The organism is Citrobacter sp. Igbk 17, from assembly GCF_028069775.1.
In the GTDB taxonomy this organism is placed as follows: Bacteria; Pseudomonadota; Gammaproteobacteria; order Enterobacterales; family Enterobacteriaceae; genus Citrobacter.
In genome coordinates this window covers 15,169-39,549 of record NZ_JANEWI010000012.1, presented here as the reverse complement: position 1 = coordinate 39,549, position 24,381 = coordinate 15,169, and the positions used below count along the sequence as shown (strand labels likewise).

The 24,381-nt window shown below is 52.6% G+C and carries 12 protein-coding genes, 1 tRNA gene and 1 pseudogene; 6 read left to right on the top strand and 8 right to left on the bottom strand.

Annotated elements, in window-relative coordinates; genetic code table 11:
* Position 1 precedes the first annotated feature (1 nt).
* From NNO08_RS09460 to rsuA, 3 genes are all read right to left on the bottom strand, one after another.
* Complete coding sequence (locus NNO08_RS09460; protein ID WP_137384093.1) at positions 2-346, bottom strand: YejG family protein; 345 nt, start codon at positions 344-346, stop codon at positions 2-4.
* A gap of 333 nt (positions 347-679) precedes the next feature.
* Positions 680-1,870: a Bcr/CflA family multidrug efflux MFS transporter gene (locus NNO08_RS09455; RefSeq protein WP_271440090.1), complete on the bottom strand. Its 1,191-nt coding sequence runs from the start codon at positions 1,868-1,870 to the stop codon at positions 680-682.
* Between the two features lie 15 nt (positions 1,871-1,885).
* On the bottom strand, positions 1,886-2,593 hold the full coding sequence (gene rsuA / locus NNO08_RS09450) for a 16S rRNA pseudouridine(516) synthase RsuA (protein ID WP_137384095.1): 708 nt from the start codon (positions 2,591-2,593) through the stop codon (positions 1,886-1,888).
* 151 nt (positions 2,594-2,744) lie between these two features.
* Between rsuA and NNO08_RS09445 the strand changes: the two genes are divergently transcribed.
* Both NNO08_RS09445 and rplY read left to right on the top strand, forming a co-directional pair.
* Entirely contained in the window at positions 2,745-4,505 is a 1,761-nt protein-coding gene (locus NNO08_RS09445) for a DEAD/DEAH box helicase (protein WP_271456612.1), read from the top strand.
* 124 nt (positions 4,506-4,629) lie between these two features.
* The gene (gene rplY / locus NNO08_RS09440) at positions 4,630-4,914 is read left to right on the top strand and encodes a 50S ribosomal protein L25 (RefSeq protein ID WP_137384097.1); all 285 of its coding nucleotides are present in this window, start codon (positions 4,630-4,632) and stop codon (positions 4,912-4,914) included.
* Positions 4,915-5,033: 119 nt separating this feature from the next.
* Here rplY and yejK read toward each other — a convergent pair whose 3' ends face one another.
* Complete coding sequence (gene yejK, locus NNO08_RS09435) at positions 5,034-6,041, bottom strand: nucleoid-associated protein YejK (RefSeq protein WP_271456611.1); 1,008 nt, start codon at positions 6,039-6,041, stop codon at positions 5,034-5,036.
* A gap of 134 nt (positions 6,042-6,175) precedes the next feature.
* Between yejK and NNO08_RS09430 the strand changes: the two genes are divergently transcribed.
* The 3 genes from NNO08_RS09430 to NNO08_RS09420 all read left to right on the top strand — a co-directional run bounded on the left by NNO08_RS09430 (position 6,176) and on the right by NNO08_RS09420 (position 8,347).
* Positions 6,176-6,403 (top strand): YejL family protein, encoded by a 228-nt coding sequence (locus tag NNO08_RS09430; protein ID WP_003027506.1) that lies wholly within the window; start codon positions 6,176-6,178, stop codon positions 6,401-6,403.
* Between the two features lie 31 nt (positions 6,404-6,434).
* On the top strand, positions 6,435-8,195 hold the full coding sequence (gene yejM, locus NNO08_RS09425) for an LPS biosynthesis-modulating metalloenzyme YejM (protein ID WP_271454369.1): 1,761 nt from the start codon (positions 6,435-6,437) through the stop codon (positions 8,193-8,195).
* 75 nt (positions 8,196-8,270) lie between these two features.
* Positions 8,271-8,347: transfer RNA gene (locus NNO08_RS09420), tRNA-Pro, on the top strand.
* 368 nt (positions 8,348-8,715) lie between these two features.
* Here the strand turns inward: NNO08_RS09420 and NNO08_RS09415 are convergent.
* The 4 genes and pseudogenes from NNO08_RS09415 to NNO08_RS09400 all read right to left on the bottom strand — a co-directional run.
* Positions 8,716-9,090 (bottom strand): annotated as a pseudogene (locus NNO08_RS09415) (transposase); the annotation flags it as partial.
* 253 nt (positions 9,091-9,343) lie between these two features.
* Positions 9,344-9,589 (bottom strand): hypothetical protein, encoded by a 246-nt coding sequence (locus NNO08_RS09410; RefSeq protein WP_267455941.1) that lies wholly within the window; start codon positions 9,587-9,589, stop codon positions 9,344-9,346.
* On the bottom strand, positions 9,586-21,492 hold the full coding sequence (locus NNO08_RS09405) for a hemagglutinin repeat-containing protein (protein ID WP_271456640.1): 11,907 nt from the start codon (positions 21,490-21,492) through the stop codon (positions 9,586-9,588). The genes NNO08_RS09410 and NNO08_RS09405 overlap by 4 nt, the downstream gene beginning before the upstream one ends.
* A gap of 12 nt (positions 21,493-21,504) precedes the next feature.
* Entirely contained in the window at positions 21,505-23,142 is a 1,638-nt protein-coding gene (locus NNO08_RS09400) for a ShlB/FhaC/HecB family hemolysin secretion/activation protein (RefSeq protein WP_271456639.1), read from the bottom strand.
* A 586-nt stretch (positions 23,143-23,728) separates the two neighbouring features.
* On the opposite strand from NNO08_RS09400, the gene narP reads away from it, so the two are divergent.
* A complete protein-coding gene (narP, locus tag NNO08_RS09395) occupies positions 23,729-24,376 on the top strand; it encodes a nitrate/nitrite response regulator protein NarP (protein WP_202038243.1) in 648 nt (215 codons plus the stop codon).
* The last annotated feature ends 5 nt before the right edge of the window (positions 24,377-24,381 follow it).

Here is a 24,381-nt window from a genome sequence, read left to right as displayed (position 1 = left end):
CTCAAAATGGATTGTTATTTGAAAAAGGTTCTGCGATGGCCACGCCGAAATTTTTCAGCCTGCAGGTCGCGGCAAACTCATCCTGGCGATTTACAAACAGGCACGGTTCCCCTTCACATTCCAGTACGGAACAAGGAACTTCAATATCACTAAGCGCCTGACTGAGTTTATGCATGACCGACCACGCACTGTCGCCATCGGGACTGAGTAATTTTAGCGCTACCAGGCTGTTTTCTGTACTTTGGCCGTTTTGCGGAATCGGTTCAACTTTTGAGCCTGCGAAACCCACCGACCAACGATAGCACTGCGGCAGACGATGAACGATTGAGAGTTGTAATGTCATCACTTTCTTTCCCTGGAAGTACAGTTACTTCACAATTATTTTACATCAATATTAACACATCATTGACAATACGTCTTTAGACAGTTGGTAAACGTTTACACCCTGTCTTTAAGCCGCTTTCCGAACCCCGTATTTAAATTTATTCAATGGGTACGGCATGTTTCCGCGCTATATGTACGCGTTTCTGCGATCTAACTCAACCTTTTTAACTACAATGATGTGACTTTTTACATAAATTGATTTTACATAAAATAAACATTACTGGGGGGAATGATGGATTTGCGGTTGATATGCATCAACTCCGGAGGCGTTATAGCCCCCAGGTTGTGTATTAGATCACCGTTTTTTGCTGCGACTGGCGTAGAGATAGAAGAGAATTGAGCTGGTGGCGCAAAACGCAATCGACCAAATCATTGGCCAGGCTGAGTTAAAGGTCGCCAGTGACAAGAGCGCGCCAACAACAGCGCCGATACCAAAACGAAACGTCCCCGCCAACGATGAGGCTGTCCCGGCCATGTGCGGAAACTCATCCAGAATGACCGCCATCGCATTTGATGACACCATCGACACGCAACCTACAAACGCCGCAACACCGACAACCAGAGCCCAGAATCCAACGCCGAACAGTGCGCTGAATACCATCCAGCCCGCCATCACAAACTGGATCCACAGCCCGGTACGGAACATATTTAGTGCACCAACCCGACGAACAAAGCGACTGTTAATGATTGTCATCACAAACAGGAAAACGATGTTCAGTGCAAAGTAATAACCGAAGTGCTGTGGTGAAACATGGTTGATTTCAATGTAGACAAAGGGGCCTGCACTCAGGAAAGAAAACATCCCTGCAAAGCTAAACCCACTGGCCAGCATGTAACTCAGGACGCGCTTGTGGCGAAACAGCGAGGCAAAGTTGCCCAGAGTAGTACGCAAGCGAAACGGCTGACGGCGCTCAACGGGCAAGGTCTCTTTGATCAGCGTAAAGATCATCACCGAGGCCAGAATCGCCGCCACAGCGAGGATCCAGAAGATATAGTGCCAACTCAGCCATACCAGCACCCAACCGCCCACAATAGGTGCCATCAGTGGTGCAATCGTCGTCACCAGCATGACAAATGACATCATGCGCGAGAATTCTTCCTTCGGATAGATGTCGCGCATCAGGGCATTGATGACCACGCTTGCCGCCGCAGCCGCCAGACCGTGGAAGAAACGCATAGTGATCAACTGATCGATAGTTTGCGCCAACGCACAGGCGACCGCTGCCGCCGCAAACACCAGGGTCCCTCCCAGTATCACCGGTTTACGCCCGATGCTGTCGGCCATCGGCCCATAGATCAACTGCCCCACCGCGAACCCCAGAATATAGGTACTGAGGGTCATTTGTGCACTGCCTGCCGGCACGCCAAATTGAGCAGAGATCACCGGCAGTGCCGGAAGATACATATCGATCGACAACGGCATCAACATGGCCAACAAGCCAAGGATAAAAACAATGGCAATTGAAGAGTTCTGCCGGGTGGTCACATTTAGCTCCTGATATTAACGCGGGGTTAAGTTAACGCTGGCGATTTCTTCTTCGGTCAATGGACGGTATTCACCGGGCTCCAGATCCTCATCAAGCTTGATGGCACCGATGCGTTCACGATGCAGTTCCACAACGTGATTCCCGACAGCGGCAAACATGCGTTTAACCTGATGATAGCGCCCTTCACTGATGGTCAAACGTACCTGAGTCGGCGTGATCACTTCCAGCACAGCCGGCTTCGTCAGATCTTTCTCGTTATGCAATTGCACACCACGGGCAAACTGCTCAGCGGTATCGTCTGCCACCGGTGATTCCAGCGTCACCCGATAAGTCTTCTCACAATGGTGACGCGGAGAGGTAATGCGATGCGACCACTGACCGTCGTCGGTCATTAACACCAGTCCGGTGGTGTCGATATCCAGACGTCCTGCCGCATGCAGTTTGTGCGCGACAGGTTCATCGAGAAAATAGAGCACTGTCGGGTGATCCGGATCATCCGTGGAGCAAACATAGCCCTGAGGCTTATTCAGCATAAAATAGCGTGGACCCGTCTGTTGAACCAGAGAATTGCCGTCATATTCAACGTCATGTTCTGGCAGCAGCTTAAAGGCGCTATTTCTGACGATTTCGCCGTCGACGGTAACACGGTTACCACGGATCTCACGCCCGGCAATAGCGCGGCTGACGCCGAGTTGCTGAGCGATAAATTTATCAAGTCGCATGAGTGTGATTTTGCCTGTAACAATACGGAAATCGGGCGTTATGCCCGAAAAGTGGAGCCGTTTTCCGCTCAGTATAACGAGCTAACAACTTCCCTCAAGGGAAAAAGATTCGTGGCATACTATACGCGAGACTGTTACATATTGTGAGCCCATGATTTTTACTCTTCGTCCTTACCAAAAAGAAGCCGTGGATGCCACGCTCAACCATTTTCGTCATCACCGCACGCCGGCAGTTATCGTCCTCCCCACAGGTGCAGGCAAAAGCCTGGTGATTGCTGAACTGGCGCGGGTTGCGCGTGGGCGCGTATTGGTGCTGGCACATGTCAAAGAGCTGGTTGCGCAGAATCATGCCAAGTACTGCGCTCTGGGGTTGGAAGCCGATATCTTTGCCGCCGGGTTAAAGCGCAAAGAGAGCCACGGGAAAGTGGTTTTTGGCAGCGTTCAGTCGGTGGCACGTAATCTGGACGCCTTCCAGGGAGAATTCTCCCTGCTCATCGTCGATGAATGCCATCGCATTGGTGATGATGAAGAGAGCCAGTATCAACAGATCCTGACACACCTGACAAACGTAAATCCTCATCTACGCCTGCTCGGGCTCACCGCCACGCCTTTTCGCCTGGGCAAAGGCTGGATTTATCATTTCCATTATCACGGTATGGTACGCGGCGATGAAAAAGCGTTATTTCGCGACTGCATTTATGAATTGCCGCTGCGCTACATGATAAAGCACGGTTATCTGACGCCGCCGGAACGCCTCGATATGCCGGTCGTACAATATGATTTCAGTCGCCTGCAGGCGCAGAGTAATGGCCTGTTCAGTGAAGCAGACCTTAATCGGGAGCTGAAAAAACAACAACGAATAACACCGCATATCATCAGTCAGATTATTGAGTTTGCTCAGACGCGCAAAGGGGTAATGATTTTCGCCGCTACCGTTGAGCACGCCAAAGAGATTGTCGGCCTGCTCCCTGCTGATGATGCGGCGCTTATCACCGGAGAGACACCGGGATCGGAACGTGATGTATTAATCGAAGACTTCAAATCACAGCGCTTTCGCTATCTGGTTAACGTTGCGGTCTTAACCACCGGATTTGACGCCCCACATGTTGATCTGATAGCCATCCTGCGCCCAACCGAGTCGGTCAGCTTGTACCAACAAATCGTTGGACGCGGGTTGCGCCTGGCTCCGGGGAAAACGGACTGTCTGATCCTTGATTACGCCGGGAATCCGCACGATCTGTACGCCCCGGAAGTGGGTGCGCCCAAAGGGAAAAGTGACAACGTTCCGGTGCAGGTATTCTGCCCTGCCTGCGGATTTGCTAACACGTTCTGGGGGAAAACAACCGCTGATGGCACACTGATCGAACACTTTGGCCGTCGCTGCCAGGGATGGTTTGAAGATGATGACGGTCATCGCGAGCAGTGCGATTTCCGCTTTCGTTTTAAAAACTGTCCGCAGTGTAATGCGGAAAATGATATTGCCGCTCGCCGCTGTCGCGAGTGCGATACGGTACTGGTCGATCCGGATGATATGCTGAAAGCCGCGCTCAGACTCAAAGATGCACTGGTTCTGCGCTGTAGCGGCATGGTGTTACAAAACGGCCAGGATGAAAAAGGTGAATGGCTGAAAATCACCTATTACGATGAAGATGGTGCCGACGTCAGCGAGCGTTTTCGCTTACACACGCCCGCGCAGCGAGCGGCCTTTGAACAGCTGTTTATTCGCCCACATACCCGTACCCCCGGCGTGCCCTTACGCTGGATAACCGCCGCCGATATCCTCGCCCAACAGGCCCTGCTGCGACATCCTGATTTTGTGGTGGCACGCATGAAAGGCCAGTACTGGCAGGTACGTGAAAAGGTCTTCGACTATGAAGGTCGTTTCCGGCGGGCACATGAATTACGCGGTTAATCGTACTTTTGATTGATGTACCCGCCGTTTGAGTATAGAATCTCGCCCGCTTTTGCATACGCAAAGCAGATCACTTACCTGTTGCTGGGTCGCCTGTAGCAGGAATTATTAAAGAGAGATTTAAATGTTTACTATCAACGCTGAAGTACGTAAAGAGCAGGGTAAGGGTGCGAGCCGCCGCCTGCGTGCCGCTAACAAGTTCCCGGCAATCATCTACGGTGGCGCAGAAGCCCCGGTTGCTATCGAACTGGATCACGATGCAGTTATGAACATGCAAGCTAAAGCTGAATTTTACAGCGAAGTTCTGACCCTCGTTGTTGACGGTAAAGAAGTTAAAGTTAAAGCTCAGGCTGTACAGCGTCACCCGTTCAAGCCGAAGCTGTCTCACATCGACTTCGTTCGCGCGTAATCGCCAACAAGTTGAAGAAAAACCCCGCCCTGGCGGGGTTTTTTTATGGGATTTTGTTGGCGGTAAAGAGGAATCACGCAGGCCGGATAGGCGTTAACTCGCTTATCCGGCAAATGGCTCTATTTCCCGCCTGATGTGCGACGCTGCAGTTGGTCACGCAGGTTCGGCGGCGTACCTTTAATGGTCAACGTGTCTGTCGCCGGGTCCCAGAAAATACGCTCGCCCAATAGCATGGCATCGAAGTTAATCGTCAATCCGCCGCCGCTTCCGGCAAATTTCGTTAACTGACGCAGCGTACTGCGATCTGCCGGGAAGCTCTCCTCCAGCTCATACCCTTTATCAGCGGTAAACTCACTAAAGCTGACTTCACTGACGCCGGAAAGCTCTTTGGACAGCGACTCCAGTTCGATCTCTTCGCCTGCCTGCAGCTGCTCGTTACAGTAGCTGTAGACCTGCTGGCGCACGTTCTGACGCTCAGCTTTATCGAGCTGCGCCTCAGCGGTAAAGTCGTCCACGGCCTGCAGCAGGCCACGGTTTTGCGCTTTGGCATTCAGACCTTCGCTGGCACCGAGGAAATCCATAAAGAAATCGGCAACTTTACGCCCGACCCGCCCTTTCAGGAACGTCAGGTAGCGCGTGGACTCCGGGTTGGTTTCCCACTCGGTTAAATCAATACGCGCGACGATGTCCGCATGATTGATATCCAGATAGTGTGTCGGATTGATATCCAGATTTTCATTGACGCGCATGCTGCTTAAATTATTCAGCACCGCGACCAGAAGATACTCTACCGCCAGATAGCGATAATGGCAGAACAGTACGACACCACCGTCGGCAAAAGGATATTTCGCCAGTTCGTCGCGCAGACGTCCCGTCGCAGCACGACTAAAAGCCAGAAAATCCTCTTCACCCTGGCGCTGTAAGCGCAGCGTTTGCGCCAGCTCGCTCTCTTCGCTAAAGAGGCCATAGGCTTTATTCTTGGCGCTATACACCCGGTGCAACTCAGCCATCATCTCGACAACCGTCGCTGTCGGTTCCAGTAATGAATCGCGCAAGACCAGCTCAAGATTCTGCTCGTCACGTTTGATAAGCTGGTGCAGGGCAATCTGGTTGATATCCAGACTCATGATAAACTCTCCTTTTAGACCGGGCGGTATTCAACCACCTGCCGGGCAGTGACGCAATAGAAGATAAAAAAGCAGAAAAAAAACTGTCTCTACGGTAATATGTTGCCCTTTCATGAACAGACTGATTTCGATTTATGCCACAAATTTCCCGCTATAGTGACGAACACGTTGAACAATTACTGAATGAGATGCTCAACGTACTGGAAAAACATAAGGCACCAACCGATCTTTCCCTGATGGTTTTGGGAAATATGGTGACTAACCTTATCAATACAAGCATCGCACCGGCCCAGCGCCAGGCGATTGCGAACTCTTTTGCCCGCGCATTGCAGTCTTCGGTAAACGACGACCAAGCGCACTAAGAGCCTGCTCCGGGGAAACGAACAACAGTTTATGGTAACTCATCATCAGCGCTACCGTGAGAAAGTCTCCCAGATGGTTAGCTGGGGGCACTGGTTTGCCCTGTTCAACATGTTGTTGGCCATGGTACTCGGTAGCCGTTACCTGTTTGTCGCCGACTGGCCGACAACGCTTGCAGGACGTGTTTATTCTTACCTGAGCGTTGTCGGGCATTTTAGCTTCCTGGTGTTTGCCACCTATCTGCTAATCCTGTTTCCTCTGACGTTCATCGTCATGTCCCAGAGGCTGATGCGATTCTTATCAGCCATTCTGGCGACAGCAGGTATGACGCTGTTGTTGATTGACAGCGAAGTGTTCACACGCTTCCACCTGCATCTCAACCCCATAGTTTGGGAGCTGGTCATTAACCCTGACCAGAATGAAGCGGCCCGAGATTGGCAGTTGATGTTTATCAGCGTGCCAATCATTCTGCTAATCGAAATGCTGTTTGCAACCTGGAGCTGGCAGAAACTGCGCAGCCTGACGCGTCGCCGCCATTTTGCCAAACCGTTAGCAGCATTCTTTTTCGTTTCATTTATCGCCTCACATGTGGTGTATATCTGGGCTGATGCCAACTTCTATCGCCCGATTACCATGCAACGTGCAAACCTGCCACTTTCCTATCCTATGACCGCACGTAAGTTTCTGGAAAAACATGGTCTATTGGATGCACAAGAGTATCAGCGCCGCCTGATTGAACAGGGTAATCCGGAAGCGGTCTCCGTCCAGTATCCGCTCAGTGAGCTGCGTTACCGTGATATGGGAACGGGTCAGAATGTCCTGCTGATCACCGTTGACGGTCTGAATTACTCGCGCTTTGAACAGCAGATGCCTGCTCTGGCTGAATTTGCCGGGCAGAATATCTCCTTTACGCGTCACATGAGTTCGGGAAATACCGCAGACAACGGGATTTTTGGCCTGTTTTATGGCGTATCTCCAAGCTACATGGACGGCATTTTGTCGACCCGAACGCCTGCCGCGCTAATCTCTGCGTTGAATCAACAAGGTTATCAGTTAGGATTGTTCTCCTCTGATGGCTTCACTAGCCCACTGTATCGCCAGGCATTGCTGTCCGACTTTTCGATGCCAAGCGTGCAAACGCAATCTGATGAACAAACTGCAAGCCAGTGGATCAACTGGCTGGGTCGCTATGCGCAAGATGATAACCGTTGGTTCTCATGGGTTTCCTTTAACGGAACGAACCTTGATGACAGCAACCAGAAGAATTTTGCCAAACGCTACGCCAGCGCGGCGCAAGATGTGGATGCAAACATCAACCGTATACTCAGCGCACTGCGTGATTCCGGGAAACTGAACAATACGGTGGTCATTATTACCGCAGGCCGGGGCGTGCCGCTGACGCAGGAAGAGAATAACTTTGCCTGGTCGCGTGGCCATCTACAGGTGCCTCTGGTTATTCACTGGCCGGGAACACCTGCGCAGCGTATTAATAGCCTGACCGATCATACTGACCTGATGACAACACTGATGCAGCGCCTGCTCCACGTCAGTACCCCAGCAAGCGAGTACTCACAGGGTCAGGATTTGTTTAATGCAACACGCCGCCATTACTGGGTCACGGCGGCTGACAGCAGCACAATGGCCATTACCACACCAGAGATGACGCTGGTGCTTAATAACAACGGTAATTACCAGACCTATGATTTACGCGGCGAGAAAATTAAAGATCAGAAACCGCAGCTGAGTTTGCTGTTGCAAGTCCTGACGGATGAGAAACGATTTATCGCTAACTGATTAATTATAAATCAGTTAGCAGTCCATCCTCTTGCATTCGTGGTGGAAAGCAGTAGTATTAGCAGCCATAAGTGTCGGCACGTAGCGCAGCCTGGTAGCGCACCGTCATGGGGTGTCGGGGGTCGGAGGTTCAAATCCTCTCGTGCCGACCAAAAATCCCCAAAAAAACCAACCCTCGTGGTTGGTTTTTTTATGCCTGTTTTCTGTACGGGAAAGCAATGGGGAATTATCGGGGAAAAACCCCGGTGCACAGTACGCAACCCAAAAAAAGAAGCCAAGGAATGCTAACCTTCGGAACAAATTCATTGCTTTTTCTCCCGCTTGTCTAACTCATCTTTTACAGCTTGTCCTGTAAGTTCGGAAGCAGTAGAACCTGTAACGGCACTAATAACATCCTTTGTTACTTGATCAGTTACCGGAGACAATGAATCAACAACTTTTCCCCCTAAACTACCTGCTACACCAGGCTTTGTTGAATAAATAAGATTCTGTGCGAACGTCCCTGTAGCTGGCTGGATTTTCAGGCAATACGCACGCTTTCTGGCATACCTGCCTTCGCCATGTTGTTCAGCGCACGTAGCCTCTGCAACCTGACCATCGTAGTCACGCAGTGTCAGTGAACCTTCGAACAGCTGCTTTATCTAATACATAGCTGTTTCCGCTGTAGCGCGACGGTTATATTCCGTTGTCCATTTCCACAATGCATTACTTCCACTCAGCCGCTGATTAGCAATGGCGCGATTGCGGTCCTCATACTCACCAGGCCAGTAACCCGCTCCCTTCCGGGGAGGAATGAGGGCGCGGATTTTCTTACGGGCAGTTCATCGTGACATAACCGGGTATCGTAAGCGCCATCGGCAGCGGCCGACCTGATTTTCCGGAGGGTCTGCCGGAATACGCGTTTAATCACCAAAACGGTAGTGATGGCAAGGTCAGAAAATCATGCAGCCACGGTTGATTAGAGCTATAGGTGTGCCAGTGGGTGATTCTGAACTTCTGCTTTGCCACGGGACTGCCTGCGTTGTCAGGGAATGCGTGATCTGATCCTTCAACTCAGCAAAAGTTCGACTTATTCAACAAAACCATTCTGGAGTGTCTCTTTCACCAGCTCAAGCTCTGTCTTATCCGATACACTCAGGAAGTTATTCTCAACGACGTTTATGCAATTTATTTTTCAACCATACTCCAGCACCTAATACTACTCCTGCGATGCTCCCTTTTTTCAATGCGATATATAGTGCCTCTTCCCATGAAAAAAGGAATGCCCCATCCTTGATGAAGAAAATTGTTGACACTCCTAGTTGACATATGAAAAGAACAACAGAAATTAAGGCAGTACAGTACACAACCAGGAAAAGAAGCCAAAAGATACCAACCTTGTTGAAGAGATTCATTGCTTCTTCTCCCGCTTGTCTAACTCATCTTTTACAGCTTTTCCTGTAAGTTCAGAAGCAGTCGAACCTGTAACTGCACCAATAATATCCTTTGTCACTTGATCAGTTACCGGAGACAATGAATCAACATATTTTCCCCCTAAACTACCAGCCGCACTACCAAAGCCAGTGCTTATCACAGAGTTAGTCGGATCTTCCCCTTTAATCACACTGCCAATCGCAGCACCTCCCATATTGATCGCTGCTGATGCCTGCCAACTTTTACCTGTAGTCGCGGCAGCTGTCACACCGGCGAGAATTGCATCAACATAGCTGAAAGGATCATTCCCGCTAAGTTGTACGGTCGTATTCACGCCCACACCGATTGCCGCATTAAGCACCATACCTTCTTTTATTGTGGTGCCAAGGACACTGCTACCAAATAACAATACCGGGTCTCCAATACTGGTGTTGGATTTATGATAACCCCAGGTATTCATGATGGTTTGTGCTTTCTGCTGCGCCTCTGTCTGTGGCGCTGACTTCATATAATCCTGCCCAGTCAGCATTCCTGCGATCAGCTCTTTAGTTACTGCCTCACCATATTTTGCCTGCATGTCAGATGCATATATCTTCAAATAACTTACCAACTCGGTTCGCTCTGCCGTGCTCAATTCCGCTGGTTCTTTATTGAACTTAGCAACCAGTGCATCGCTACGTTTATCGGCATTCTCAAGTTGTAAAAACTCTTTCGCAGTTTGCAGGGATTTATCGCCTTTTAAGACTTTCTCTGCCAAAGCATCACGTTTTTCCGAGGAGGTACTGCTCAGGAAATTATTCTCAACCGCATTTTTCCCGGCCTGCGCCCCGGCAGCCGCCGACGCCGTACTGTCACCCGACAGACCACCGGCCATCCCTGCTGATATCGTTGCCAGCGTGCTGATGGTCTGCTTCTGATCCTCACTCAGTTGCGACAGATCAGTCACATCAGGATACAGCATACCTGCAATCGCCCGGGCCGCAAGTTCACCCGTTGCCGCACCCGCTGCGCCCGCTGCCGCGCTGTTTCCCTGCATCGCCGCCACTGCACCGCCCAGTATCGCGTGGGCAATAACATTTACCGCAGTATTGCCCTCTGTCGATTTAAGTAGATGCGCTAGCTCCGGTGCTGACGCCCCCGCCAGCGCGGCCCCCATATCACCACCAGCCAGCCCCTGAAGCGCCGCCGTTGCCGCCTGAATCCCCCGCTGAATATCGCTGCCCGTGCCATACTTCGCCAGTTCTTCCTTATACTTCGGCGTATCTTTCAGCTTATCCGCAGGCAGATTCGGATTGTCCTTGCGCGCCTCTTTCAGCGCATTTATCTCTCCCTGTGTTCTGGCAATATCCGCTGCCTGACCGCCAATATCACTGATGAGACTTACCGTCTGCAGCCGCTTCTGCTCTTTCTCTTTGTCAAAAATCGGGCTGATGCTGTCGTTCGCATGTTCTGTATCACGGCTCAGACCGGATATATCCTGCTGCTGGTTCGCTGTATCACGAACCGTAATTGTTCCTACCGCTACCGCCGCCTGCGTAGTTCCTTCCGCATGCCCGCTGTTGCCACCCGCTGAAATCATTCCACCCGGCATATTGCCTTTGAACGTGTCGCCGCCAAAAGAACCGCCGCCGCTCAGGCTGACGCCTGAATGACTGACCTTAAAGTCCGCTTCGTTATGAATGTCCCTGAACCCCAGCGTTCCGGTATCCAGGCTGTTTTTGTCCCCCGTTGCCGTCGAAGCGATTACCGCACCGTCCAGTTGCGTGTGACGTCCCACCGCCACATCAAATCCGCCATCGCCCGCAAAAAGCCCTGTCTGCTCCTGAACCGAGTCATAAGTGCTTTTCATCTTGTCCTGGCTGGCGCTGATATAGCCCGAACCGGTCATGCTACCGAAGGTAAAACTACCGCCTGCCGCTACGCTGTTCTGCTTCGATTTGTAGTCGTTGCTGTCCTGCTGGCTGCTCATCCACAGGTCTCGACCAATATCCGCGACCACTTTATCGCCGCTGACCTGCGCGCCATTCAGAAGGGCATCGCGACCACTGCTCATCGATACTATGCCTCCGCTGTCCAGCGTGGTCTCCGTCCACGCCGTGCCGTTACCCTTCTCATGTCCTTTTGCCGCATTCACGTTGGCGAAGACGCTGATACCATAGCCATTGGTTCCTCCGCCAATGCTGACCCCTACACCGCCGCCGCTGCTGCTATTTTTCCCGGTTGTCTGTTGAGTGTTTGCCGCACCGCTCAGTACGATATCATTCGCTGCTGCAAGCGTGGTGTCCCCACCCGCCTTTATCTGGCTGCCGCCGATCAGAATATCGCCGCTGTTCCCGCTCTGACCTTTACCCGTCGCCGTAATAGCCAGATTGTTGCCTGCATTCAGGGTGCTGCCTGCCACAGTATCACTCCGGGCATGCTGCTCAGACTTTGATTTCTGGGAAGTCAGAGAAATGCTGACGCCTATACCGTTATTCGGATCGCCACCGGCCTGAGCAACTGCAACCCCCTGCGCAGCCTGCACGCCGGAAAGCGCCGCTTTCGTTGCCTTCAGAGCCGCAAGACGATCGTCACTCTCATCTTTCGCATCCTGCGCTGCTGAAACCGCGCTGTTCACCGCACTGCCCACAGCCCCTGACAACGCCACCGTCAGTCCGCTGGTTTTCTGCTCAAACTTCTCATCACGGGTGCGTTTGTCGTGTCCCGGTTCAATAAGTACACTATCGCCGCGAACAGCAATATCTTTCTGGGCGATGATATCCGCGCCGCCGATATGTGCCTGCTGGCCTGCGGTGATACTGACGTTGCCCCCCGTAGAACCGACCGTACTGAAGCTCTCGCTTTGAGTGGTGCCTTTTTCGCGCAGATCGTGCGTCGTTTTACTGCTACCGATGGTGAAGCCGATCCCGCCCGACCCCATCAGCCCGCTCTTTTTCGTCTCTTTAAAGCGCCATGAGGTATCCGTATTGGTGGCGGCAACGATATCCACATTGTTGTCAGCCCCCAGCGCCACATTGCCGTCACCGGCAACGGCTGAACCCTGTACCAGAATGTTATTCCCGGCGGCGACAGTCACATTGTCCCCGCTCAGCAGCGCACCTTTTTCCCGCGTAGCGCTGTCTTCTTCAATCGTATGGGTAGTCTTTTTACTGAGGAATCCTTTTTTGGTTTTCGTGGTTTCCTGGTAGTGATAATCGCTCTCTGTGGCGGTCGTGAGATTCACATCCCGGCCTGCCGTGACGCCGATATCGCCCTGCGCCGTAACATCCGCTGCCTGCGCACTCACATCGCGCCCGGCGATAATGACCGTGTCGCCACCGCTGGCAATTTCCGTCCCCTGCTGGCGTATGGCGTCATTGACCACGGTTTTCTTCTTCGCACGATAGCTGTCGCCGTCGGTCGTTGCTTCAGCCAGCAGGTTGACATCACGCCCGGCCAGCAGACCCACATCATTTTCCGCTGCCAGCCCGGCCGCGTGGGAATTAATATCCTGACCCGCTTTCAACACCAGATTGTCACCCGCTGAGACGGTGGTACGGGAAAGCCCGATGCTGTGCGATTCACTGCCGCCGTTACGGCTATTCTGCTGAGTGGTGGCCGCATTCAGATTGAGATCGTTACCCGCTGTAAGCTGAGCATTCCCTCCCGCGTTAACATTGCTGGCGGTGACGTTGAGGTTATTCCCGGCATTGATACCGAGGTTACCGCCCGCGTTGATGGTGCTACCCTGCCAGTCCACTGACGAACGCCCCGTCTCTGTTATCCAGCGTCCAGAGTGGCTCCGGGCATCGTTAATCTGGTTGGCATTTACCGCAATATCTCCCCACGCATCCATCAGCAATGAGCCACCCGCAGAGAGATTCGCGCCAGTGACGGTGATATCCTTGCCTGCCGAGAGCGACAATCCGTCCTGTGCGGTAATGGATGCCACAGACCCCAGCAGCGTATCTTTAAAGCTCACATTGCGGTATTTATCCCTGGCACTCACATCAATCTGTTCCGCCAGCGTCAGGTTATTGATGTCGCCGCCCAGACTTTCCAGCGTCACCGTTTTTCCGCTAATGGCGGAGCTGACGTTATTGATATCGCCAATCGCACTCAGCGCAAGGTTGCCCCCGGCCTGCATCAGACTATTGTTAAGGTTGTTGATGCTGTTCTGACTGTCGAGAGTGAGATCGTTTCTCGCCAGCAGCGTACTGCCAGCGTTGGTGATATTCCCGCTGGTAAGCTGAACATTATTCCCGGCAATGACGCTACCGTTGTTCACCGTGATATCTTTTGGCGAGAGATATAGCTTCGGTATCATGACCGTCTCACCGTTGACGGTCGCGGCTTCCCACCACAGCATGCTGTGCTCAAGGTTCGCTATCTGATCGGCCGTCAGGGCCACCCCGAATTTCAGCCCCAGCGACTGCTGGGTACTGGCAGCGCTGTCCATCAGATAACGCATCTGGTCAAGATCAGAACCTATACCGTTGATGTAACGACTTCCCGTCTTATTCAGCATGGCGTTACTGACATAGCGGGTATCGAACGCCGCATCACCGAGGAAACGGTAGTCATATTCCGGGTTCAGTTTGAGACGATCGAGCATATAGGCCGATCCCAGAAACTGGTTTTGATCGGTATACGCAACGTTAGTTTCACGCGGCGCTTCGCCCGGTTTGATACCCAGCATGGCATTCAAATCACCAAACAGACTGGGATCGAGTTGACCAAGGCCATTCAGTTTCGGGTTGACGTTGATCAGGTACGGGCTTTTCGGATCGTCGGAGACGACGAAATAGCCGTTCTTTCCGGAAGGCAACGGATACACGCTGGTATCCACCGTTTTGCCCTGATTTTGCCCGGCGGTATTCACGCCCTTCTCGCCTGGGTTAATCAGGCCATTCAGTTGGCCGAGGCTGGCATCCCCTTTCTGCGTGGTAGAAACAGAGCTGAGCGTGGCGTCTGATACGCCACCGCTTTCCAGCGTGCCGCCGCCGTTAATCTGCTGCAATGCGTCATGCAGTCGATCGTTCCACGGTGGGGAACTGACGCTCACCGTGTCATTGCCTGCCAGCGCCTGCTTTTGCACCCCATTACTGAGGGTTTGGTTGCTGAGAGTGTTGAGGGTTGGCACAGAAATAGTGGTGCCAACTCCACTGTTCGCCGTGATGCTGGTATTACTAATGTCATTAGTGAAATTCGCTGTAATATTCCCACCCGCACTAATCACTGAGCGGTATGACTCACTATCAGCTGTAAACTCCTTTTTAATTTCCCCTAAAACATACGGAACCCCTATGTATTCGAAGCCATCTTTATTGGGTATAACCAGTCCTCCGTAAGTATCAGTGGACTGATACCATTTACCGTATCTGGGATAGCCCTTAAGTCTCTCAGGGGTTAAATTGCAATTATCAGAGAACCACTCACACCGGTATTCAGCCTCTTGATAAACGATTTCATGCCCGGCTTCGGCAGAAAGATTATTCAACGAATCTCCTCTCAGTATTGCCTCTCTGTCCGAAAGAATATGGCTTGCACGGTTATCCATTATTGTAGCGTTGATAACAATATCCCTACCTGAGGCAATACGTGCGGCATCCCCCGTAGCATTCGCTTCAACTATTGATTCACTTAATATAAAACGACGAATATCATTCCCAACTAAAAGATACTTATAGCTATCGTGGCAGATCTGACTATTTCCGGCACAACTTTCTCCCCAATAGCTCCAGATAATATTTTCAGGTGATTTCAGCCATTCCTGCAGACTAAGCGCAACATCCGGCTTTTTCTTACCATCACCAATCGTGATTGGAAATAAAAATGGTCCCGAAGGTAATGCATTAGAAAATTCCTGTTTTCTCTGACTGAAAGTCAACCCATCCCGCTGGTTTAGCAGATGCCCGGTTTTGATGGTGATATCACCATTCTGGGTTTCGATATTGCCGGAGGTGTTGACCACTTCGCTGTTGGCATTTCCCGCCGCATCTCGCTGCATCCACAGATTGTTGCCTGCGAGGATATCGCCGCGCTGGTTGGTAATGGTGTTGGCATAAAGCGCCAGATTATTTGCCGCGTACAACAGCGCCGTATTAACGATAGCGCCAGCCGCATTGAGCGTCAGAGAACCACGCGTGCCGGTGAAACCATCGACTGAAATATTACCGTGACTGGTCAGCGTAATATCGCCACCGCCCTGTAACGTTCCGGCGGCATTGAGCGCCACGTTGCTGCCGCTGAGGTGGCTCGCACCATTGCCCGTTGTGATTTGCCCGTTATTGCTGAGCTGCCCGCCCGCCGTCAGGTTGAGCGACTGCCCCTGAAGCACGCTACGGTTGTCGATAGCACCTTCGCTGGTCATGGTCAGCGTTTTACCCGCGGCAAACGCGCTTTGCGCAGTAAAGCCATTCACCAGTTTCAGCGTCAGATTACCCAGCGCAACCACCTGCCCCAACGCATCCAGCCCGTGGCTTTCAACAGTCAGATCGCCACCGCTGAACAGTTTGCCTGCCGCATTCTGGTTAACCTGACTGGCATTAACACTCAGTTGCGAGTTGCCCAACAGCGTACCGTTATTCGTCACCTGCGTGTATTTCACTGCCAGTTGACCGGCCTGTGTCGTTCCCTGGTTGGTAAAATTGTTACCGGTAAGCGTGGCGCTGTCGGCCAGCCAGTTCCCGCCATTGGTGGCCGTTGCCGCATTCAGAATGAGGTTTGTCGCCTGTAACCAGCCTGCGCCGGAATACTGCGGCGTGGTCAGCGTCATTCCCGCGCCGGAAAGCAGTTTACCGTCATTGAGCGCGCGAGTTGTGGTGTTAAGATGGGTCTCTCCACCGCCCTGCATTAAACCGTAGTTGGACAGCACTGGCGTAGAAAGCGTCAGCCCCTGACGGCTGACAATCTCCCCGGAAGCCTGGTTTATCAAATCGCCGCTCAGCGACAGCGTTGCGCCATTATCCCCTTGTAGGCGTCCGCTGTTGGTCAATGTGCCGGACGTCATGCCCAGCGTAGCACCCTGAATTTTGCCTTCGTTGGTGACTGACGCCGCAGTCAGATCCAACGCGCCACCGCTCAGCATACTGCCCGCTTTCTGCTGCCTGACCGCGCCGTTCATGGCAAGCGTGAGCGCATTTACGCCGCTAATTGCCGCGCTGTTATCGAGGGTTGTCCCCTTCAGCGTAAGATTTTTCGCCGTCCATTGCCCGGAGTTAGTCAGAGAAAGCGCCTGTAGCGTCGCGTTACCCAGCGCGGTAATTTTGCTGCCAGCCGCAGAAGTCAGGTTATTCGCGAGCGTAAGCTGCAGAGCGTCGGCGCTGTGTATTGCCCCATTGTTTGTCAGCGTTTGCGCATTGAGCTGAATCGACTGCCCCTGCCATGTACCATTATTCGTCACATCGCCAGAAGTGAGTTTCAGCGTACCCTGCGTCAGCAGTGAACCGCCTGCTGCGTTAATCAATTCCTGTTGCGGTGAAGCCATCGCCATGCGCGCCATCAGACGCTGACGTGCTTCCAGCGTCAGGCTTTGCAGGCCGGTCAGCGTGCCCTGGTTGTGGATCCGGTTTTGCTGCAGGGTCAGGGTCTTTCCCTGTACCGTGCCGCTGTTATCAAGCTGTGCGCCGTCGAGCGTTACGTCGCTTTCGCTGAGCAGTTTTCCACTGTTATCAAGCTGCTGCGCGGTCAGTAACATTCCGCCATGACTCATCATGTCGCCTGACGTGGTAAGGCCGTTGTTTACAGTCGCCGTCAGATTACCCAGGCTTATCAGCGAGCCTTTGTGCAGCCAGTCATCAGCGGTCAGCGTAAGTTGCTGCCCCTGCAGCGTTCCTTGCGTCGTTATACTGCTGGCATCAAAGGTCAACGCGCCGCCGCTCAGCGTACGGGATGTTATGCCCGTCGTGAGTACATCGCCAGACAGGGCCAGTCCGTTTGTCCCCTGCCACAGACCTGTATTGTTTAACATCGAGGCTGCAAGTGTCAGCCTGTCACCGGCAATACGGCCGGCGCTGTTGATATCATCAGCCGTCAGCGTCAGTGCGCCGCCACTTTGAATGTGTCCGGGGTTGATAAGTCGCCCGGATAGCTTGCCTTCCAGGCCATGTAAACCGTTAAGCACGCCGCTGTTATTCAGCGAGCCGGCAGTGAATGTCAGGACATCGCCCTGCAGTATGCCGGCGTTTTCCATCGCACCGGTATGCACCAACAGCGCATTACCGGCCAGCCATTTGCCTGTGGCATCCGTGGTGAAGGTATTCGCAGAAACCGAGGTACTGTCATTACCCTGAACCAGACCGCTGTTACGGATGGATTTTCCATCCAGAGTGACACTTTTCGCCGCCAGCGTACCGCGGTTATCCAGAGAGGCGGTATTTATCGACGCCCCCTGTTTCGCCACCAGGTTCCCCTGGTTTTCAACTGAGTTTGCCAGCGTCAGGTCCAGGGAATCGGCCTGAATATCACCGGCGTTAATTAATGTGTTGCCACGCAGCGTGAAGTCGGTATTCGTCAGCAGCAGACCGTGGTTTTCCAGCGTATCGAGGCCTAAATCCAGCCCCGCACCGCTAACCAGTTGTCCCTGCTGACCATTAAACAGATTGCGGGTGGTGAGCTGTAGCACCGAATTACCCTGCACAGTGCCGTTATTCATAAGCTCCGGCGCGGAAATGCTAAGGGATTTTGCTGCAATCGTTTTGTCGTTAAACAACTGCGCTGCAGCCAGTTCGAACAGATTCAGACTGCGCAGCGCTCCCTGATTGTCCAGTCGCTCGCTGGCAGTGATCTTCAGGCTATTCTGAGCCTGAATGCTGCCGCCGTTCCGCAGGATGTCCAGCGTAATCGCCGCCGTACGGGCCTCAAGTTGGCCATCGTTGTCGATACGCTTTCCGCTAAGATGCAACGCTTCGCCGCTGGTTACCTGCCCACCCGCAAGGTTGGTGAAGCGATTGCCATCCCAGGCAAGCGTCTGATTCCCCTGCAGGATCCCGCTGCTGCTGAGATCGCCGCGTAATGCCAGCACCTTCGCCGCCAGCATTCCGCTGTTATTCGCACTGGCGGCATGCACGGTCATACCTTGTTGACTGAGTACCTTGCCCTGGTTAGTGAACGCGTCGTGTACCGTTGCCGTTACCTCCGCTTCACCTAACGCATTACCGCTGTTTTGCCACGTATTTGCTTCCAGATTCAGCGTGCCGCCCTGTAGCAAGCCGGTGTTGTGCAGGGTCTGATTCTTCAGGCTCAATTCACCCATCGACAGCACATTGCCGTCGTTATTCACGTCCTGACTGTTCAGCACGAGCGTATCGGCGGCCATGAGTCCGAGGTTATCTGTCTGCTGTCCGTTAACAGATAATGACGTGTTCGCCAGCAGGCGCCCCGCGGTTTCGTTTTTTACCGTCGCATATTCACTTTGCAGATTAACGCCGTTAATTTCTCCGCCGTTAACCAACTGACGACCGTTGAGGTGCAATGAACCGTCGGTGGTAATCAACCCATGGTTGGTCAGATACGGTATATCCAGCGCCAGAGAACGCCGGGCATAGAGCGAGCCGCCGCTAAGGTTATCTAACGTATCAATCTGCAGGTCCATTGCCGCGTTGCCCTGCATCAGACCGCTGTTCACAACATGCTGACTGCGAAGAGTTAACGTCTCGGCTACCAGAGAGCCGCTGCTGGTGAGCATTTCAGGTGCAATAATCGAGATGCGTTCAGCGCTGGCACTGCCGCTATGGGTCAACGTCGCCGCGCTGAGCGTCAGAGTGTCTGCCAGCAGTTCGCCCTGGTTATCAACTGACTGCTGCGCGCTGAAACCAACATGTGTCCCGGTGGATTTTCCGCCATGACTCAGCCTGTCCGCCGTTACGTCCAGCGAACCTTTTGCCGCCTGTACACCGTCCAGCGTGACGCTGTTGCCGGTAATCGCAAGGTCCAGACCGCTCTGTAGATGACCGTCCTTGCCAGTAGTCAGCTGCTTTGCGCCCACGTTAAGCGCACCAGCGGCATTAACCTGACCGTTCAGGTTCAGGTTTTGCGCAGCGTTTAACTGTATGCCCTGTTGCCCGGCGATCAGCGAATCTTTCGCGGCGTTGAGGTTTTCAGCATTGACTGTCACCCCCCGGTTGCCAGAGAGGACGCCATATTGTTCAACTGACGCGGCCTGAACCGCCAGAGTGCCATCAGAGAGCAACTTTCCACTATTACGCAGCGTGGCATCAGCCCGGATATCCGCATCGTTTTTCGCGCTCAGGATCCCCTGCTGGTTCAGAGCTGACGTCTGAACTGAAAGCAGGCCACCGCTCGCCAGCGTGCCCTTATTATCCAGCGCCCCGCTATGGACCGATACGCTGTTACCCTGCATCAGACCTGTGTTGCTAAGACGGCTGACAGAAGCATCAAGACTGCCGTTTGCCGCCAGTTGACCCCCATTCACGAGGTGGTCACCGGAAAGAGACAATGCGCCTCCCGCATTGACCTGTCCCTGATTGTTCATTTCGCTACCGGCCAGGCTTAATGCTCCTTTCGCATCGGCCCGACTGGCGTTATCCAGCGCTATGCGCTGCGCCTTCAGCGTGAGTCCGTTACCTGCAGAGAGCAATCCCCCTTTAGCCGACAGATTACCGTGACTGTTAAGGCTAACATCAGCATCACTCCCTAGCGTGGAGCGGGTCAGCGTCAGCCCATTAGTACTCGCGACATCCAGTTTTTCTTTACTGGTCAGACTACCGTCGTTGATTGTCAGCGAACCGTCACTGCGCAGTGAGGTGTTTTTCTGGCTAACCAGAGTGGTTGCGGCAACGGCTACATTCTGTTTAGCAGCCACGTGCAACTCGCCAACTGCGGCAATCCCGCCACCCTCGATCGTCATCTTGCCATCGCTACCCAACTGCACGTTTGCGCCACTGGAGAGATTTGCTCCTTGTAGCGCTAACGCCCCGGTGCTGTTGATGACCATCCCGCTTGCAGTCTTATGGTTGCCGGTCAACGTGACGCCTTCGCCACTGGCGGAAAGACCACCGTTTGCCAGACTGTTGCCGATCGTTAATTTCCCGTTAGCATTGAGGGTGATATCACCCTGACGGGCATTCAGATTCCCGAGGTTGACTCCCAGCCCTTTCTCGCTGGAGACCAGATGAATACGGTTAGCGTACATCCCACCTAATGCGCCGGTGTCTACCGCAATTTTCGGTGCATCCCCTTCGCCATTCAGCGGGCTCGTCTGGCCATTCGCCGCAACGTGATTCGCCCCGGCGATAACATTCAGATCTTTGGCGTGTAGCGCAGCGTTAATTTCCGTGGCGCGGGCAATAATTGACACCGCATCGCTCTGGCTTCCATCCAGCCCTTTGCCTTCAATGGTAATGCTACCTTTGCTCACATCCAGCGACTGCAGGTTACCGTTAGCATCCAGCACCGGTTTACCGGTAGTCAGGGTGGCGTTAGGCGTGTTGATAAAACCGCAGCCGTTACAGGTGATGCCATACGGGTTGGCGACCATCACGTTCGCCGCTTTACCCGCCACTTCCGTATAGCCCTGAAGCTGCGAACGGTTAGCGCCGGTAACTTCGTTGATGATCCCTGACGCTTCCTTTCCGGGACGCAGGTTCGGGTTATTCTGGACGATGCCGCCGAGCTGGGTTTGGGTAAATTGCCCGGTCGCGTTGTTGAGGATCAGCCCCTCTTTTCCCACGTTGTAGTCGTTATATTTGTTGTGTGAAATCCCGGACTGGTTCGGCGTGGCAATATTCACCACCGGAACACCATTGGCGGCTTTATCCATCTGCGTATTGCCTTCAGGCGTGATGGCGGCAGCCATCGCCGGGAGCAGCGGTTGGGTAGCCAGCAGGAAACTCAACATGCCACTTAGCAAACGCTGGGAGAAACGCACCTGATCCTTTTTCATCATCCTTGTTCCTTAAAATGCCACCGCAACGCGGTAATACACATTGAGATGATCCGGTGCCAGCCAGTCCGGATAATTCACTGGCGTTCCTACGGTAAACTGACTGGAGAACCAGCGCCCTGAGCTGGTTAATCCCAGCGCGGCCCCCCACAACGTGCCGGAGGCATACCTGTCAACGCTATCTTGTTTCAGCCAGCCGCCGTCGAATGCCGCTATCGCGCCAATCTGTCCCAACACCGGCAGCGTAAACAGCGAGTAATTCACTTCGTTGCGCCAGTAGCCGCCGTTATCTCCTGAAATGTATTGTTCTTTATAGCCACGTACCGATGTTTCACCGCCCAGCGTCAGGCGTTCGCTGCCGTAAAGGCGGTCCGGTGACCATTGAAAATAGAGGCTGCTCAGCCACCACAGTCTTTCTGTCAGCGGGCGCTGAAAACTGCCGCTGACGCTCCACTTGCGAAATTCTGCCTTTGGCACATCACCCTGTTTATCATTGTCATCCTCTGCGCCAAACCACGGCACGCCCTGGGTGAATGAGGGGTTAAACGTCGCAACGCCGGAAGCAATTTTTTGCGTATGGTTGATACCCAGCGAAACGCTGGAAAGCTTGCGGCTACTGGTTTCCAGCAGGACATCATTCAATCTGTTACGATTGATTCGATGCGTGAGACCCAGCGATGCTGCGGTTTTGATCTCACCGTTGCGAAACAAAACCCAGGAGCCGGTCAGACGATGGGTTTCGCTGTCACCGGTGGAGCGCCAGAAATAGCCATTGTTATCAATGGTGCTGAGGTAGTTACTCCAGCTGTAGCTGTAATCCAGCAATCCGTAGCCGTAAGGAACACTCACGCCAGCAGCAACGTTCTGCGCATCTTTACTGCTGGAAAAATCGCTGCTACGCCCGCCGCTGATAAACCATTTATCCGCCAGCCCAAGCATATTATTGAAAAATAATGCCCCGCTCAGTTGTCCGGTTCCGGTACTCTTTTGTCCGCTGTTATCAAAACTGACGGAGCCGTTAACGGGGAATTCAGGCGTGGCGCTCAGATTTACTATTGATAACCCTTGCTGGCTGCCCGGCAAAATTTCAATTTCCACCGGCGTCTGACGAACCCGGTTCAACTGCTCCATACCCTGTTCAATGTCACGCAGATTGAGAATCTTTCCTTCCAGCCCCGGAAAGATCATTTTCAGCGTGCGCGATGGGACACCTTCCAGACGTATTTGCTGCAATTTTCCCTCAAGCACCGTAATGTGCAGCACCCCAGAGGAGAGATCCTGTTCGGTTAAAAAGGCACGACTGGTGATGTAACCTCTGCTGATATACCAGTCGGAAATTGCATTTGTCAGTTCCGTCAGGCGAGGAATATCCAGGCATTGATTCACCCACGGCGCGGTAAGCTTTGCCGAGGCAGCGGCGGACAACGTCGTTGCGCCGTCAATATCAATGCGCGAAATCATAAAACACGGCCCTGCAGTCCGGGCTGGCGTTTTCGACGTGACGGTTTCGGGCAGCGTAACGCTACGCTCCAGCTCTTCACGCTGGCGCTGGTTTTCATTAAGTAGCTGCTGTTGTTGCTGCTGAATGGTATTACGATCCGCAGGAGAGAGTGGTGCGGCAGAAACCGTTGAGAACGGCAAAACTAACATCCCAATCAGTAATGCCAGCTTTCTTTCATCCCTGAACTTCACCCTATCCCCCAAAGTACGAAACCGAACTTAGCTGTGCGCCTCTTGCCAAAAAAGCACAAAATGCAAACAAAAGTAAAGGCAATAAATGCGCTTTCACTTTATTCCTATTGCATTTTAGTGTTTTTTATATTCTTAAGTTAAATTACGCTTACTCTATTGGCCCAAGTCACCCATTTGCATGAAGAGCGCTGGGATGAGTATGTCGCGCACGTCGTGCCGCCTGGGTGACGTCTGCGGAGTTCTCTTCCAACTGCTTGCACCTTCAATATCAACATTGCTTATTATTGCCACTTATTAATGTTGATATTTAATTAATGTTGTCAAACAGCAAATCGAGAATACTTTCGTCTCGCAAACCGCCACCACCTTGATTCAAATCATAAAGAGTTTTCTTTGTAAAAATTCCAATGAGAGCTTTTTGAGTCAGGATATACTATTTGCACCTGTAAAAAGTAAGGTCACGTTGCCTTATCATCTACGTGATAAATCAGGATTATCCCATGCCCCGGAATATAACGAAATTAAGAGTACTCAGGAGAAGAAGATGCCTGAATTAACACCTTTTAAGGTGATGATCGTTGATGATCACCCACTCATGCGGCGAGGAATTAGTCAATTATTACAACTGGATACCGCATTCGATGTTGTCGCTGAAGCCGGCGACGGTGCAAGCGCTATCGATCTGGCAAACCGTCTGGATCTTGATGTGATCCTGCTCGATCTCAATATGAAAGGCATGAGCGGACTGGATACCCTGAATGCGTTACGCCGGGATGGCGTTACTGCACAAATTATTATTCTGACCGTTTCGGATGCCGCCAGCGATGTGTACGCCCTGATTGATGCCGGCGCGGATGGCTATTTGCTTAAAGACAGCGATCCTGAAGTCCTGCTGGAAGCCATTCGCGCTGGCGCAAAAGGAGGTAAAGCCTTTAGCCAACGCGTCAGCGATTATCTGCGGGAACGGGAACTGTTTGGTGCCGAGGAAGATCCGTTCAGCGTACTCACCGAACGCGAGCTGGATGTGTTACATGAACTGGCTCAGGGATTATCGAATAAACAGATTGCATCTGTACTGAACATTTCCGAGCAAACGGTGAAAGTGCATATCCGCAACCTGCTGCGTAAACTGAACGTCCGCTCTCGCGTTGCCGCCACCATCCTGTTTTTACAAACACGCGGAATGCAGTAATCAAT